The 14,890-nt window shown below is 59.2% G+C and carries 14 protein-coding genes and 2 riboswitches; of the genes, 4 read left to right on the top strand and 10 right to left on the bottom strand.

All coding sequences use genetic code 11. The annotated features are described in order from the left end of the window. Positions 1-7: 7 nt before the first annotated feature. The 7 genes from gcvPB to F0155_RS19240 all read right to left on the bottom strand — a co-directional run bounded on the left by gcvPB (position 8) and on the right by F0155_RS19240 (position 6,470). Positions 8-1,600, bottom strand: coding sequence for an aminomethyl-transferring glycine dehydrogenase subunit GcvPB (gene gcvPB / locus F0155_RS19270; protein ID WP_150526189.1), 1,593 nt, complete (start codon positions 1,598-1,600; stop codon positions 8-10). Continuing rightward, the gene (locus F0155_RS19265) at positions 1,597-1,929 is read right to left on the bottom strand and encodes a hypothetical protein (protein ID WP_150526188.1); all 333 of its coding nucleotides are present in this window, start codon (positions 1,927-1,929) and stop codon (positions 1,597-1,599) included. The genes gcvPB and F0155_RS19265 overlap by 4 nt, the downstream gene beginning before the upstream one ends. Beyond that, complete coding sequence (gene gcvPA, locus F0155_RS19260) at positions 1,926-3,272, bottom strand: aminomethyl-transferring glycine dehydrogenase subunit GcvPA (protein WP_150526187.1); 1,347 nt, start codon at positions 3,270-3,272, stop codon at positions 1,926-1,928. The genes F0155_RS19265 and gcvPA overlap by 4 nt, the downstream gene beginning before the upstream one ends. 7 nt (positions 3,273-3,279) lie before the next feature. Continuing rightward, positions 3,280-3,780 carry an OsmC family protein gene (locus F0155_RS19255; RefSeq protein WP_150526186.1) on the bottom strand — a complete coding sequence of 167 codons (501 nt, stop codon included), beginning with the start codon at positions 3,778-3,780 and terminating at the stop codon, positions 3,280-3,282. A 15-nt stretch (positions 3,781-3,795) separates the two neighbouring features. Continuing rightward, entirely contained in the window at positions 3,796-4,167 is a 372-nt protein-coding gene (gene gcvH, locus F0155_RS19250) for a glycine cleavage system protein GcvH (protein ID WP_150526185.1), read from the bottom strand. A 23-nt stretch (positions 4,168-4,190) separates the two neighbouring features. Next, positions 4,191-5,342, bottom strand: coding sequence for a glycine cleavage system aminomethyltransferase GcvT (gcvT, locus tag F0155_RS19245; RefSeq protein WP_150526184.1), 1,152 nt, complete (start codon positions 5,340-5,342; stop codon positions 4,191-4,193). Positions 5,343-5,401: 59 nt separating this feature from the next. Continuing rightward, positions 5,402-5,505: riboswitch (glycine riboswitch) on the bottom strand. Positions 5,506-5,508: 3 nt separating this feature from the next. Then, a riboswitch (glycine riboswitch) is annotated at positions 5,509-5,602 on the bottom strand. A gap of 274 nt (positions 5,603-5,876) precedes the next feature. Next, entirely contained in the window at positions 5,877-6,470 is a 594-nt protein-coding gene (locus F0155_RS19240) for a hypothetical protein (RefSeq protein ID WP_208999375.1), read from the bottom strand. Positions 6,471-6,652: 182 nt separating this feature from the next. Here F0155_RS19240 and ispH point away from each other — a divergent pair, with 182 nt between their 5' ends. Genes ispH through F0155_RS19220 form a run of 4 tightly spaced genes read left to right on the top strand, consistent with a single transcriptional unit; the run spans position 6,653 to position 9,992 of the window. Beyond that, positions 6,653-7,651 carry a 4-hydroxy-3-methylbut-2-enyl diphosphate reductase gene (gene ispH, locus F0155_RS19235; RefSeq protein ID WP_150526183.1) on the top strand — a complete coding sequence of 333 codons (999 nt, stop codon included), beginning with the start codon at positions 6,653-6,655 and terminating at the stop codon, positions 7,649-7,651. A 6-nt stretch (positions 7,652-7,657) separates the two neighbouring features. Next, positions 7,658-8,623: a homoserine kinase gene (locus F0155_RS19230; protein WP_150526182.1), complete on the top strand. Its 966-nt coding sequence runs from the start codon at positions 7,658-7,660 to the stop codon at positions 8,621-8,623. Further along, a complete protein-coding gene (rnhA, locus tag F0155_RS19225) occupies positions 8,620-9,069 on the top strand; it encodes a ribonuclease HI (protein WP_150526181.1) in 450 nt (149 codons plus the stop codon). The genes F0155_RS19230 and rnhA overlap by 4 nt, the downstream gene beginning before the upstream one ends. A 44-nt stretch (positions 9,070-9,113) precedes the next feature. After that, positions 9,114-9,992: a diacylglycerol/lipid kinase family protein gene (locus tag F0155_RS19220; RefSeq protein WP_150526180.1), complete on the top strand. Its 879-nt coding sequence runs from the start codon at positions 9,114-9,116 to the stop codon at positions 9,990-9,992. Positions 9,993-10,007: 15 nt separating this feature from the next. Here the strand turns inward: F0155_RS19220 and F0155_RS19215 are convergent, their stop codons facing one another. The 3 genes from F0155_RS19215 to F0155_RS19205 all read right to left on the bottom strand — a co-directional run bounded on the left by F0155_RS19215 (position 10,008) and on the right by F0155_RS19205 (position 14,889). Then, positions 10,008-12,845, bottom strand: a complete 2,838-nt coding sequence (locus tag F0155_RS19215) for an EAL domain-containing protein (RefSeq protein WP_280177013.1) — start codon at positions 12,843-12,845, stop codon at positions 10,008-10,010. A 105-nt stretch (positions 12,846-12,950) separates the two neighbouring features. Then, positions 12,951-13,589, bottom strand: a complete 639-nt coding sequence (locus F0155_RS19210) for a GNAT family N-acetyltransferase (RefSeq protein ID WP_192913849.1) — start codon at positions 13,587-13,589, stop codon at positions 12,951-12,953. Positions 13,590-13,602: 13 nt separating this feature from the next. Further along, entirely contained in the window at positions 13,603-14,889 is a 1,287-nt protein-coding gene (locus tag F0155_RS19205; RefSeq protein ID WP_150526178.1) for a M16 family metallopeptidase, read from the bottom strand. Between the last annotated feature and the right edge of the window lies 1 nt (position 14,890).

The raw sequence follows: 14,890 nt of genomic DNA, 5'->3' as shown, positions 1-14,890 counted from the left end.
GCCGCGATTATTCGGCTGCGACCGGAGTGACTTCTGCCGGGGCAGGCTCGGTCCATTTCAGGATCGGCTTGCGGGCAGCGCCGGTTTCATCCAGGCGGCGGCGCGGAGCAAGGTAAGGCGCTCCGGCGAAACGCTCGGTCTCGCCGCGTTTTGCGCTGAGGACCAGATCGCGCATGGTGGCAACGAAGAGGTCGAGAGCCGCACGGCTTTCCGACTCGGTCGGCTCGATCAGCATCGCGCCATGCACCACCAGCGGGAAGTACATGGTCATCGGGTGATAGCCCTCGTCGATCATCGCCTTGGCAAAGTCGAGCGTGGTGACGCCGGTGTCCTTCAGGAACGAATCGTCGAACAGCACTTCGTGCATGCACGGACGCTCGCCAAACGGCAGGGACATGATGTCCTGCAGGCCGACGCGGACATAGTTCGCGTTCAGCACTGCATCCTCGGATGCCTGCTTCAGGCCGTCGGAGCCATGGCTCATCATATAGCTGAGCGCACGGACATACATGCCCATCTGACCGTGGAAGGCAGTCATGCGGCCAAACGGCTTTTCGTCACCCTTGGTCTGCGCGTCGGTCTCAACCAGCTCCAGACCTGCATCCGTCTTGCGGATGAAGGGCAGCGGAGCATAGGGCGCCAGACGATCGGACAGAACCACCGGACCGGAGCCCGGACCGCCGCCGCCATGCGGGGTCGAGAAGGTCTTGTGCAGGTTGATGTGCATGGCATCGACGCCAAGATCACCCGGACGAGCCTTGCCGACAATGGCGTTGAAGTTCGCGCCGTCGCAGTAGAAGTAGCCGCCAGCCTCGTGGATCAGGTCGGCAATTGTCATCACGTCCCGCTCGAACAGCCCGCAGGTGTTCGGGTTGGTCAGCATGATGCCGGCAATGTTGCCTTCGTGCTTGGCGATGGTGGTCTTGAGCGCATCCAGATCGACGGTGCCGTCGTCCTTGGCATCAATTGCCACAACCTTGTAGCCGAGAAGGGCTGCCGTTGCCGGGTTGGTGCCGTGGGCGCTTTCTGGAACCAGAACGATCTCCGGCTTGCGGCCATTGGCGGTGTGCGCCGCCTTGATGGCCATCATGCCGCAAAGCTCGCCGTGCGCACCGGCCTTCGGGCTCATGGCAACCGCAGAGGTGCCGGTGGTGACCATCAGCCAGTGGGCCAGCTCGTCGATCAGCTCCAGCGCGCCCGGAACCGTGGAGGCAGGCTGCAGCGGATGAATGTCGCCGAAGCCCGGCAGGCGCGCCATCTTTTCGTTCAGGCGCGGATTGTGCTTCATGGTGCACGAGCCAAGCGGATACAGGCCGCTGTCGATCGCGTAGTTGTTGCGCGACAGGCGCACATAGTGGCGCATGGCTTCCGGCTCGGCGAGGCCCGGCAGGCCGAGTTCGTTAGTGCGCTCGTGACCGCCAAGTTCGCTTTCGAAGCTTTCAGGCTCATCGAGGTCGACGCCTGTATTGTCCAGACGGCCGAATTCGAAGATCAGCGGCTCTTCCATGTCGAGGCCGCGGTTGCCGGTAAAGGTTGTCGGGCGGAAGCTGTCGCCCACTTCGCCCACATGGGTCGGGCGCCCCTGATTGTTCAGGCTCATGCCAGCACCTCCGATTTTTCACAACGGCTCTCAGAGAGGACTTTTCGATAAAACCCCAAGAAACAATCCGTTATCTTCTCCAGAGAAGCGCCGCTCACTCCATCAAAATGGAGACCATGCCCCTCAGTATGCTTACCGTATTCTCTAACCTTTCTACGAAACTCATCAAACTCAGCCAAACAATTATCCGGAATACTATCATCCCTTAGATGCATTAGCTCAGTCTTCCAAGCAAGTGCAATATTTTCTTGATATGACCGACTTGGAGATAGCAATATATCTAAAGCTGCTTCGCACTTCTCTACGCTATATAGCCACTGCGGTTTCATGCCAGCACCTCCTTCAGGGCAGCGGCAAAGGCTGCACGGTCTTCGTCGGTGTTCACCTCGGTTGCAGCAACAACCAGAAGGTTTTCGAGTTCTGCCTTGCCCGGAACCAGGCGGGAGACCGGCACACCGGCCAGAATACCCTTGGCAGCCAGAGCTTCGACAACGTCGTTTGCCGACTTCGGCAGCTTGACGGTGAACTCGTTGAAATAGGCCTTGTTCAGCACTTCAACGCCCGGAACAGCCGCAAGCTGCTTCTTCAGGCTGACGGCGTTGGCGTGGTTGATCCGCGCCAGCTTGCCGAGACCCTTTTGCCCCAGAAGGGACATGTGGATCGTGAAGGCCAGACAACACAGACCGGAGTTTGTGCAGATGTTGGACGTTGCCTTGTCGCGGCGGATATGCTGCTCGCGGGTGGAGAGCGTCAGCACAAAACCGCGCTTGCCTTCTGCATCGACGGTTTCACCGCAAAGGCGGCCCGGCATCTGGCGGATGTATTTCTGGCGGGTGGCAAAGAGGCCAACGTAAGGTCCGCCGAAATTCAGGCCGTTGCCGATGGACTGGCCTTCGCCAACCACGATGTCCGCGCCTTGCGTGCCCGGAGCCTCGATGAGGCCGAGCGAAACCACTTCGGTGAAGACGGCGATCAGCAGGGCGCCCTTTTCATGGGCCTTTTCGGCGATCGGCTTCAGGTCGATGATCTGGCCGTAGAAGGACGGAGACTGAACCACCACGCAGGAGGTTTCATCGTCGATCTGGGCAAGAATGTCCTCGGTGCCGGTCGGGTCTGCAGGCAAGCTGACGACCTGATCGTCGGCCATGTTGGAGAGGCCCTCAACGACTTCCCGGTACTGCGGGTGCAGGCCACCGGAGAGAACCGCCTTCTTGCGCTTGGTGACGCGGTGCGCCATCAGCACGGCTTCGCCAGTCCCGGTGGAGCCGTCATACATGGAGGCGTTGGCCACTTCCATGTCGGTCAGGCGGGCAACCTGTGTCTGGAACTCGAAGAGGTAATGCAGGGTGCCCTGGGTGATTTCCGGCTGATACGGCGTGTAGGAGGTCAAGAACTCCGAACGCTGGATCAGGTGGTCAACCGTTGCCGGAACATGGTGCTTGTAAGCCCCTGCCCCAACAAAAAACGGCACAGAGCTGGCCGGGGTGTTCTTGGCGGCCATGGCGGACAGCTGGCGCTCCACCTGCATTTCGCTGGCGCGGCGCGGCAGGTCTACCAGACCCTTCAGACGAGCCTTTTCCGGAATATCGGCAAAAAGCTCGTCAATGGTGTCGACACCGACCTTGGCCAGCATGTCGGCGCGGTCTGTGTCAGTCAGAGGCAAATAACGCATCGGGAGATCAAACCCTTGCTTGCGGTTCTACGGAAACGAGGCGCACGATATCCGGCGCCACAGTGATTTCGCATTTTACGGAATTGGCGATGAAGCAGATTTCGTGGGCTTCATGGTGCAGGGCGTCCAGCTCTTCCCGGCTTGGCAACTGATCTTCAAAAACGATCTCGGGATTGAGAGTCACCCTTGTCACCGCCATGCGCTTTGGAGCGATTTCCTCCATGATCCCTTCTGCCTTGTCGGTGTAGCTGACGATCGAGTGCTTCGCCCGGCGGGCGATGTCGAGAAAGGTCAGCATGTGGCAGGAGGAAATGGAGGCTATCAGCGCCTCTTCTGGATCGACCGCCGCCTTGTCAGACCAGGGCAGCGGCACAACCAGATGGGAGGCAGATGCAGGCACGTCAATGCCACCGTCAAACCGCCAGACATGCTTGCGGGAATATTTGCCGCGCGGGAACTCCCCGTCGAGCGTCCAGCAAACTTCTGCGGTGTATAGGTGGTTTTTCATGCCTGCTCCAAAGCCTTAGAGGTCTGCGATGAACGCCTTGTAACCGGCTTCGTCCAGCAGTTCAGACAGCTGGTCCGGGTTGGACAGTTTCATCTTCACGAACCAGGCAGCGCCTTCCGGGTCTTCGTTCACCTTGGCCGGCTCGTCAGCCAGAATGCCATTGGTTTCAACGATCTCGCCGTCGAGCGGCGCGTAGACTTCGCTGGCCGCCTTTACGGATTCAACAACAGCGGCTTCATCGCCCTGAGAAACGGTCTTGCCGGTGTCCGGCAGTTCCACGAACACAACGTCGCCGAGCTGTTCCTGGGCGTAGTTGGTGATACCGACAGTCGCGATGTCGCCGTCTACGGAGATCCACTCGTGGTCTTTGGAGTAATAAGTCGTCATGGGTCAGGTCCAGTCTCTGGAAGTTAGTTCTTTGGTTTGCGGTAATAGCGCTGCTGCACAAACGGCATGGCGGCGACCTCAGCCGGGAGTTCCCGGTTGCGGACAACAAGGTTCACCTTGGTTCCGATTTCGGAATGGGCGGCATCGACATAGCCCATGGCAATCGGGGCGCCGAGGGTCGGCGCAAAGCCGCCCGACGTGACGGTTCCGATCACAGTGCCGTCGCCAAGGCGGATTTCCGCGCCTTCGCGTGCGGGAGCCTTGCCGTCCAGACGGAAGCCGACGCGAATGCGGGATGTGCCTTCTGCCAGTTCCTTTTGAATGCGGGCTGCACCGGGAAAGCCGCCTTCCTCACGGCGACGCTTTTGCATCGCAAAGGTGATCGAGCCTTCAACCGGGGATGTGGTCTCGTCGAGATCGTGGCCATAAAGGCAGAGACCTGCCTCAAGGCGCAGCGAGTCGCGCGCGCCAAGACCGATCGGCTTCACACGTTCATCTGCGAGGAGCGCCTTTGCAATTGCTTCTGCAGCGCCAGCTGGAACGGACATTTCAACCCCGTCCTCGCCGGTGTAGCCGGAGCGGGAAATGTGGCAGGCAATGCCGTCGAATTCCATGAAATCGGCTTCCATGAAGCCCAGCTCGCTGACTGCAGGTGCATGAGCGGCGACAACGGCAACGGCTTCCGGACCCTGAAGGGCGATCAGCGCGCGATCTTCCACCAGTTCCAGGCGGACGCTTTCCGGCAGTTTTTCACGAAGCAGTGCGTAGTCCACGTCCTTGCGCGACGCGTTGACCACGATGAATAGCTGCCCGTCACGGTCTTCAGCGAGCGGGCGTGTGACCATCAGGTCGTCAACGATCCCGCCTTCGTCATTCAGGAGGACAGTGTAGCGCTGCTTGCCGCGCGCCAGCTCCACCATGTTCGACGGCACAAGGGCTTCAAGCGCACGAGCGGTGGTTTCGTGGTCCGGACCGATCAGCCAGGCCTGCCCCATGTGGGACACGTCAAACAGACCTGCGTGATCGCGCGTGTGCTGGTGCTCGGTCATGATGCCGGACGGATATTGAACCGGCATGGAGTAGCCTGCGAAAGGCACCATGCGACCGCCCAGCTCGACATGAAGGTCGTTCAGCGGCGTGAGAGATAGATTTTGTGTATCAGCAGGCTCGGCCATAAATGGTCCTTGGGCTCGGGTTGGCGCTGGACGCAAGTCGGCTGACCTGCGCGCGCCCCCTCTGTCCCAGAACCTGAGAGATTTCCCGCCGGGGTCCAAAGACCTCCACACGGTTACTCCTTCGGTGAGCAGTCCGCATCACGCGGAGCACTGCTTTCCAGAGCGTTGAGCCCATGCGGTCCTTTTCGCCTGAGAGTTTCCGGGGCGGTTGCTCCTTCGGCGCCAGGATCCTTTCACCCGGCCTCTCCCGCATGTGCGTCGCCATGCCACTGTGAAACCTTTCAGGGCATGGTTGTCAGGGTACGATCCTGACGGGCCTGATATTGCGAATGCGGCCCCTTGTTGTCAATAAAAGACATTCAGCTGAAAACAGCTACTATGAAGCCCCTGCGGCATCTCTTTGACGGCAAAGCCGATTTACGCCTTTGGTCGCAGTTTCTTGCCGCACATGAGGCCCAGAGAATCAGATTTCCTGCTCCGGAAATCCGACAAGTCCGAACCGTCAGGCTGTCCAACGAGGCACTTTCGGACCTGTTAGCGACGTCCGCCCTCGTCAAAACCAAAGAGGATTTTCAGCTCGGTATTGGCCGGCACAAGGAACTTGTCCTCCACGATGGCCCAACCAACGCTTGGAGCCCCCTCACCGACCGAAACAGGAAGCTTGATCAGCTCGGAAATGATCGGCTTGGCTCCATCCTCGGTCGGGACAATGGCAATGCGAACGGGAAGCGTGACATCGCCGCCCTTCCAGGCCGGTCCCGGGGTCACATCCCCCTTCAGGCCGATCTTGATGCGGGTTTCACCGCTCGGGTCTACGGTACAGCTCTTGGCCCAATCCTCGATGGTGGCCTGATACATCAGCCCTGCAGGATCATCGTCCCTGCCACGGGCGAATTTCATGATCAGGAAGCTGTTGCGCTGAAGCTGGATCGGCGGGCAATAGACCGGACCGGCGAACGTGTCCTGGCTGACCACGACCGGTTCCTGACCGCCTGCAATCACCGTCTTGGCAAACTCGGAGCTGGTTTCCCCGACGCTTTCGCACCCTGCCAGTGCCCCCGCCAGACCACCCAGAATGGCCAGCATCCGCACCTTGCGATTTGCCCAAATTTTGACTCCAGACGCCATCAGTATTCCAACCGTTTCGTTTCGAATTCAGCGGTTCTTATCAGGTCCTGTAAAACTTGGCGAGACTTGGGCGACAAGGAGGTGCAACTTGCGTTGGGTCTGCAACAGGCCGGAGGGCTTTGCCCTTGACAGCAAAGGCCATACAACCCTTATTGCGCGTGACGCTGATCTGAAGGGCAAGCATGACTGAAACTTCTCATAAAAAACCGCCTTTGAGCCTCAAACTCTGCGCCCCGCGCGGATTTTGTGCGGGCGTCGACAGGGCCATTCAGATCGTAGAGCTGGCGCTGGAAAAATATGGGCGTCCGGTCTATGTGCGCCACGAAATCGTTCATAACAAGTTCGTGGTCGACAGCCTGCGCGCCAAGGGAGCGGTGTTCGTCGAGGAACTCGATGAAATCCCGCAAGGCGATCAGGACCGTCCGGTGATCTTCTCCGCGCACGGGGTGCCGAAGTCCGTTCCGGCAGACGCGCAGAACCGGAACATGTTCTACCTCGATGCCACTTGCCCGCTTGTTTCCAAGGTTCACAAGGAAGCGGAAATTCATCACCGCCGCGACCGCGAGATCCTCCTGATCGGCCACAAGGGCCATCCGGAAGTGATCGGCACAATGGGTCAACTGGAAGACGGCGCCGTTACCCTGATCGAGACCGAGCAGGACGCACGCAGCTTCCAGCCGCGCACGGAACGCCAGCTTGCCTTCATCACCCAGACCACCCTGTCGGTCGATGACACGGACGGGATTGTCGCCATCCTGAAGGACCGCTTTCCGGATATCGTTGCCCCGCACAAGGAAGACATCTGCTACGCCACCACCAACCGGCAGGAAGCGGTCAAGGCCGTCGCCCCGCAAGTGGAAGCCATGATTGTTGTCGGTGCGCCAAATTCGTCCAACTCCCAGCGCCTTCGGGAGGTTGCCGAGCGCTCCGGCTGCCGCGTTTCGGCATTGGTTCAGCGGGCAAGCGAGATCGACTGGGCGAAGTTTGACGGCATTACCTCCCTCGGCCTGACAGCCGGAGCGTCTGCACCCGAACTGCTGGTCGAGGAGATCATTGCGGCCTTTTCAGAGCGGTTCGACGTCAGTGTCGATATTGTCCGCACCGCGGAAGAAACCATCGCCTTCAACCTTCCCAGAGAGCTGCGGGACGTAGCCCTCTCCTCCGCGAGCGCAGCCGAGTAGGATTTCATGGCCGTTTATACCGAAGTCACGGATGAGGAACTTGGTGCCTTCATCGACCGCTATTCCATTGGCCAACTGCTTTCCTACAAGGGCATTGCCGAGGGTGTTGAGAACAGCAACTACCTTGTTCATACCGAAAGCGGTTTCTACATTCTGACGCTGTATGAAAAGCGGGTCGACCCGGCGGATCTGCCCTTTTTTCTAGACCTCAAGAAACATCTGGCGAGCAAGGGCTTTTCCTGTCCGAGCCCGGTCGCAACCCGCGACGGCGCGGTTCTGGGCACGCTTGCCGGACGCCCCGCCGCGATCGTGACCTTCCTTGATGGCATGTGGGTCAAGCGTCCGCAGGTCCACCACTGCAACATGCTGGGCGCGGCCATGGCGCAGATGCATCTGGCAGCTGCCGATTTCGACATGACGCGCAAGAATGCGCTGGACGTTACCGGCTGGCGCCCGCTGTTTGACATGAGTGCGGAGCGGGCCGACACCGTTTGTGACGGCCTTGCCAAACTGATCGCCGACGATCTGGACTTTCTGGAAGCCAACTGGCCGCAAGATCTTCCGCGCGGCGTGATCCATGCAGATCTTTTTCCCGACAACGTCTTCTTCCTGCAGGACGAGCTCTCGGGCTTGATCGACTTCTATTTCGCCTGCACGGATACGCTGGCCTATGACCTGGCCATCTGCCTGAATGCCTGGTGTTTCGAGCATGACGGGTCCTTCAATGTCACGAAGGCTCAGGCAATGCTGAAGGGCTATACGTCCGTGCGCCCCTTGAGCGATGCGGAATTCAACGCCCTGCCGATCCTGGCACGGGGCGCGGCCCTGCGCTTCCTTCTGACACGACTCTATGACTGGCTGAACGTTCCAGAGGGTGCCTTGGTGACCCCGAAGGATCCGATGGAATACGTCAAGAAGCTGCGCTTTCATCAAGATGCCACAACTCCCGATGCATACGGGATGTCGTTATGAGCGAGGCAAGACGGGTCGTGATCTATACCGACGGCGCTTGTTCGGGGAATCCGGGGCCCGGCGGATGGGGAGCCATCCTGCGGTTCGGGGAACATGAAAAGGAGCTTTCAGGCGGTGAACAGGAGACGACCAATAACCGCATGGAGCTAACGGCTGCCATTCAGGCCCTCAATGCCCTGAAACGCCCCTGCGAAGTGGATCTCTATACCGATAGTACCTATGTGCGCAGCGGCATTTCGGAGTGGATGAACGGTTGGAAGGCCCGCGGCTGGAAAACGGCTGACAAGAAACCGGTGAAGAACGCCGACCTGTGGCAGGAACTGGATGTTGCCCGAGACCGCCATGACGTGACCTGGCACTGGGTCAAGGGCCACGCAGGGCACCCGGACAATGAACGGGCGGACGAACTGGCTCGCGGTGGCATGGCGCCTTACAAGGCGGGATAGGTAGACCTGTTGTCCTGCTGCAATTCGGATCGGACCTGCGACAGATGCTGAAGCCGGACAAGGTTCTCATTGTTGCGAACCCGACGGCGGGCGGATATCGCGGCGATCTTCTGGAACAGGTTCGCGGCGGACTGAACGCAGCCGGTTTCGACGCCACCTTGCACCTGACAACCCATGCGGGCGAAATCGGCGAACTCTGCAAGAACCCCGATTTTGACGCGGGTATTCTGGTGATTGCTGGCGGCGATGGCTCGGTCAACGATGCGCTTGCAGGTCTTCAGGATTGTCCGCTTCCACCAACCCTTGCCGTTATCCCCTTTGGTACCGCCAATGTCCTGGCGCTGGAATTGAACCTGCCAAGGCGTGCTGATGAGATCATTCAAATGATCATCGCCGGGCGCACGGTGTCCCTGCATTCAGGCACCGCCAACAGCCATCCATTTGTTCTCATGACCTCTTCCGGTTTTGATGCGGAGGTTGTTCATGCCTTGCCCCTGTCCCTCAAGCGACGCTTCGGCAAACTGGCTTATGTCGTCACGGCCCTTCGGCTCATTCGCAAGCGCTCCCCGGTTCAACTTCGCGCTGAAGTGAATGGGACGATGATCGAGGGCAAGCTGATTGTAGTGACCAACGGTCGCTATTATGGCGGCCCGTTCTGTGTGGCACCGCAGGCCTCGGTTTCCCATCCCGGATTATATCTTCTGGTCCTGGAGCGTGATGACCCGCTATCGATACTGCGCTTTGCCCTCGGTCTTGTGACCAACCGGCTGGGCAGAACGAAGGGCGTATGCGTTATGGCCTGCGACACACTCCGGCTCACCAGTGCGCCCCCGTCCGCCGTTCAGATTGACGGCGACCCGTATGGAACGACACCTGCCGAAATTGCGGCCGCGCCGGAGAGCTTTGCGATCATTGTGCCCTGACCGGCGTCTTTGCCGTCAGGACGCCGCTTCTTCCATCGGCATCTTGCGCAGGATCTTGGTTGCTTCATCCGCAGTAACTGCCTGACCGAAGAAGAAGCCTTGCGCGTATTCACAGCCAAGCTGATAGAGCTCCAGCGCCTCTTCCTCGCTTTCCGCGCCCTCAGCCACAACCGACATGCCGAGGTCGTGCCCCATGGCAACAATGGTCCGCAAGAGCACGGAGCGTGCAGTTTGGCCATTCGGCTTCACGAATGACTGGTCGATCTTGAGCGTGTCAAACGGGAAGCGCTGCAAGTAGGACAGCGACGAGTGACCCGTGCCGAAATCATCAAGTGACAGACCCGCGCCGAGCCCGCGCAGGCGCTCCAGCACCTTGGCGGAGTATTCCGGGTTGGACATGACCAGAGATTCTGTCAGCTCCAGTTTCAGCGTGCCCTGTATCAGGGACGAACGCGACAGCACGGCCTTCACATCGTTGATCAGGTCATGGTTGAGAAGCTGGCGGGACGACAGATTGACCGACACGAAGAGCGGATTGGGTGTCTTTATCTCCCGCTGCCAATAGGATAGCTGATGCGCGCCTTTTTCCAGCATATACATGCCAAGTTCGTGGATCAGGCCGGACTGCTCCGCAATCGGAATGAATTCCGTCGGTGAAATCTGTCCGCGCTTGGGGTGTTTCCAGCGGGCGAGAACCTCGAAACCGGCCACACTCTGGTCTTCAAGCCGTACAATCGGCTGGAAGTGGACGCCAAGATTCTCCTTCTTGATCGCCTCGCGCAGATCCGCTTCCAGATCGACAACGTTCTTGCCGAGCGGGCGCAGGATCGGGCGGAAAACTTCCTGCCGGTCTCCACCGAGGCGGCGGGCATGGTTCAGCGCGATTTCCGCGTTGGCCATGAGATCTTCAATGCCCTGCTTGCCGCCTTCGAATAGCGAAATGCCGGCAGAACAGGTGAGGAAGATTTCACGCTCGCCAAAGGTAATCGGTGAACGAACGGCCTTGCGCAGGGAATCGGCCAGCGCGACCACACGGTCCGGTTCCTTTTCAGACAGAACGACAAGGCCATAAAGGTCGCCATTCAATCGCGCCAATGTATCCTGTTGGCCAATCAGGCGGCTTAAACGGCGGGCTACCGTCAGAAGAATGCTGTCTCCAGCGGAAATCCCGATACTGTCATTCACCTGCTTGAACCGGTCGAGGTTCAACATAATGACGGTCGGCTTGGTGCCGGCGGTATCCGCATTTGCTTGAATCACCGCGCTGCGCAGGCGGTCCATAAAAAGCTCGCGGTTGGGCAGGCCTGTGAGGTTGTCGTGCACAGCGTCATGCAGGAGGCGTTCTTCTGCAGTCCGTTCCTCGGTCACGTCGAGCAAGGTGCCAACACAGCGGATGACTTCGCCATCCGCGCCAACAATCGGGCGGGCGCGCAGGCGGAACCAGCGGAAATGCCCGTCCTCGGACCGCAGGCGGAATGTCTGCACGACCTTGCCGCGACGCTTGTCGATGACGGCATCCAGCGTTGCGCGGAAGCGGTCCCGGTCCTGAGGATGAAGAACATCGAGCCAGTCACGGGCCGGGCCTTCCAGCGTGCCCGGCTTGAGGTTCAAAAGTTCCTCGACCTCATTGCCCGTGAAAATCCGGTCGCGATCAATGTCCCAGTCCCAGATGATGTCGCCGGCGCCGGTGAGCGCCAATGCCCGCCGTTCAACGTCCGAAATCAAACCCTGCGCAATCGCACCACCGGCGAAAGCATGCTGCATGACCGTAAACCCGATCAGCAGAACGATCAGCACCAGTCCGCCGCCCAATGCAGGCTGCACGATGTCGTTGGCAAGGTTTCCTGTAACCGTCATTCCCGCTCCGACAAGCCAGGCAATCAACAGGAACCAGGTTGGAATGAGGAGAATGGCGCGGTCATACCCGTGCCAAGCCAGCACCAGAATGGTCGCAAAACCGAGAACGCCGATGATCCCCATCGCCAGACGGGCGATGCCCGATGCAATCGACGGATCCCACACGGCCACTCCAAGCAGGCCGAGAAGAAGAACCAGTGTTGTCAACGCCAGATGGGAATAGTGGATGTTCCAGCGGTTGAGGTTCAAATAGGCGTACAGAAAGATGATCAGGCTGGCCGCCAGCATGACTTCTGCCGAGGCGCGATACAGCTGTTCGCCGCCATCATTGAGTTTGAGCAGAAGATTTATGAAGCCGAAATCAATGCACAGATAGGCAAGCACGGACCATGCAAGCGCTGCGGTTGCCGGGAACATGACCGTTCCCTTGACCACGAAGAGGATGGTTAGGAAGAGCGCTAGCAGACCTGAAATGCCGAGAACGATGCCGCGATACAGCGTGTAGCCGTTGACAGTTTCCTTGTAGACTTCCGGCTTCCAGAGGCGAAGCTGAGGTAGTTCCGGGGTCGCAAGTTCGGCCACAAAGGTGACGACCGCGCCGGGGTCCAGCGTGATCATGAACACGTCGGCTTCCAGCGAATGTTCGCGCACCGGCGCCAATCCCTGGCTGGGGGTGATTGCCACGATGCGGGAAGACCCGAGTTCCGGCCAGAACAGGCGCGAGCCAACAAGCTGGAAATACGGAGCGACCAGGAGGCGGTCGACCTGCTCGTCACTGGTATTGGCCAGGGCGAACACGGCCCAGCTGCGACTGCTGCCGTCGCGGGAGGGAACCTCGATCCGGCGAACAATTCCGTCAGCGCCCGGCGCCGTGGACACCTGAAGACGGGGGACGGGATCGCGGTGGATGTCTATCGAATCAGTGAGTTCCAGCGCGTCGATATCCGGGGGGACGGGAATGGGCTCGACCGCCATCACATTCTGCGCGCTGACCATCAGGCAAACTGCGGCCATAATGCAAAACAGGAGCCCTTTGGACGCTCGACAGAATTCAGACCAGATATAAGACATACTCGAAGCAGTATAATGTTGCGCTGCTTGTCACAAGAATTCTTTCAGGTTGCCCCCGGCTCTCATCGAGCGGGCCCAGTTGGCGGAAGCAAAGTCTTCCTGCAAACAAGCAAACAACAAGTGATCCTGCCAAACACCATCTATCAGGAGATACTTTTTCGCATAACCTTCCCGACGGAAACCCATCTTCTCCAGAAGCTGGATTGATCGCTGGTTGGAAGGAATGCAGGCCGCCTCGACACGGTGCAGGCGCAACGTGTTGAAGCAAAAAGGAAGAACCAGCGAAACGGCGGCGCTCATGTGCCCGGCGCCTGCAAACGGCTCTCCCATCCAATAGCCGAGCGTCGCGCACTGGCTGACGCCTCGCCGGACATTGGAGAGTGTCAGCCCGCCAACCATCTTGTTGTTGCGGCGCTCAAACAGGAAAAACGGATAACTTCGCCCCTCCCTGCGCTCCTTTACGTAACGCCGCATGCGCCGGCGAAACCCTGCCTTGGTGAGGTCATCCTCGGGCCAGACGGGTTCCCACGGCTTCAGGAAGGCACGGCTTTGCTCGCGCAGGGCCGCCCATTCCGGAAAATCGGCCATCACCGGGTAGCGTAAAAAATGACTGGAACTTTCTATCCTTGGCTCGTTTTCCGGCGCCAGGGATACCTTGAAAAGTGCCATGCCCGCCTACCTGCTAGATCGATGCAGCTCTCAAGACCGGAGAGTTCAGACTGTTTGCGATATCTTCCGCGCTCAACAAGTTGTCAACGGGACCGACCGCTGTCAATGTCGGCGTTGTGCCAAGGAAGGTTTCGCGTGCAACACGGCGGATATCCGCGGCTGTAACAGCCTCGATCTTGGCCGAGACCTCATCCATCGATAGAACCCGGCGATGCACCAGAATCTGGCGTGCAATCTGACCGGCACGAGCTGCCGGGCTTTCGAGAGCCATCATCAGACCAGCGCGGATCTGGGCGCGCGCACGGTTGACTTCTTCATCGCCAATCGTCTCTCCGGCTGCCCGCAGCTCGTCAAGGATCATTGGCATGAGAGCTGGGAGATCTTCCTTGCTGGTCGCGGCATGCAATCCAAAGAGCCCGGTATCGCTGAACGCCCAGTGGAAGCTGTAAATCGCATAGCAAAGGCCATGCTTTTCACGAATTTCCTGGAACAGCCGTGAGGACATGCCGCCGCCGAGAACGGAGGCAAGGATCTGGATGGCGTAATAGTCTTTCGACTTGTAAGGCCGCCCCTCAAAACCGATCAGGACCTGCGCTTCCATGAGGTCTTTCACAAGGCGCGTCTCGCCGCCCTTGTAAGTCGCAAATTCGTCAGGAGCAGCCTCTTCGCTGCTGAAAGAGCCAAACCGCTCTTCGGCCAGGGCAACCAGCTGATCGTGATCGACGGCACCGGCGGCCGCGAGCACCATATCCGGCCCGCGATAGCGCTCGGCAAGATAGGCGTTGAGGTCCGAAGACTTGTAGGCCTGCACCTGTTCCGGAGTTCCGAGAATGGGACGTCCGATGGCCTGATCCGGCCATGCCGATGACTGGAAGAGGTCAAAAGCCTTGTCTTCCGGCGTATCGGCGGCTGCACCGATTTCCTGCAGGATGACGTGCTGTTCGCGCCGCAGTTCTTCGGCATCGAAGGACGAATTCTGGAGAATATCGGCAAGCATATCGACCGCCAGAGGCACATCCTCGGCCAGAACACGGGCATAATAATTGGTGTGCTCAATGCTTGTTGCCGCATTGAGTTCACCACCAACTGCCTCGATTTCCTCGGCAATCTGACGGGCACTGCGGGTGGCTGTGCCCTTGAAGGCCATATGCTCCAGAAGATGAGTGATGCCGTTCTGCTCAAGCCGCTCCGAACGGGAGCCGGTCTTGATCCACACACCAAGGGCGGCGGTTTTCAGATGCGGCATCCTGTCGGTCACAACAGTCAGGCCATTCTTCAAAACTGTCGTGTTTACGTCCATT

The sequence above is a fragment of the Roseibium sediminis genome (genome assembly GCF_008711325.1).
Lineage (GTDB): Bacteria > Pseudomonadota > Alphaproteobacteria > Rhizobiales > Stappiaceae > Roseibium > Roseibium sediminis.
Note: the sequence above shows the minus strand (reverse complement) of the source record. Positions and strands in the feature narration are given on the sequence as shown.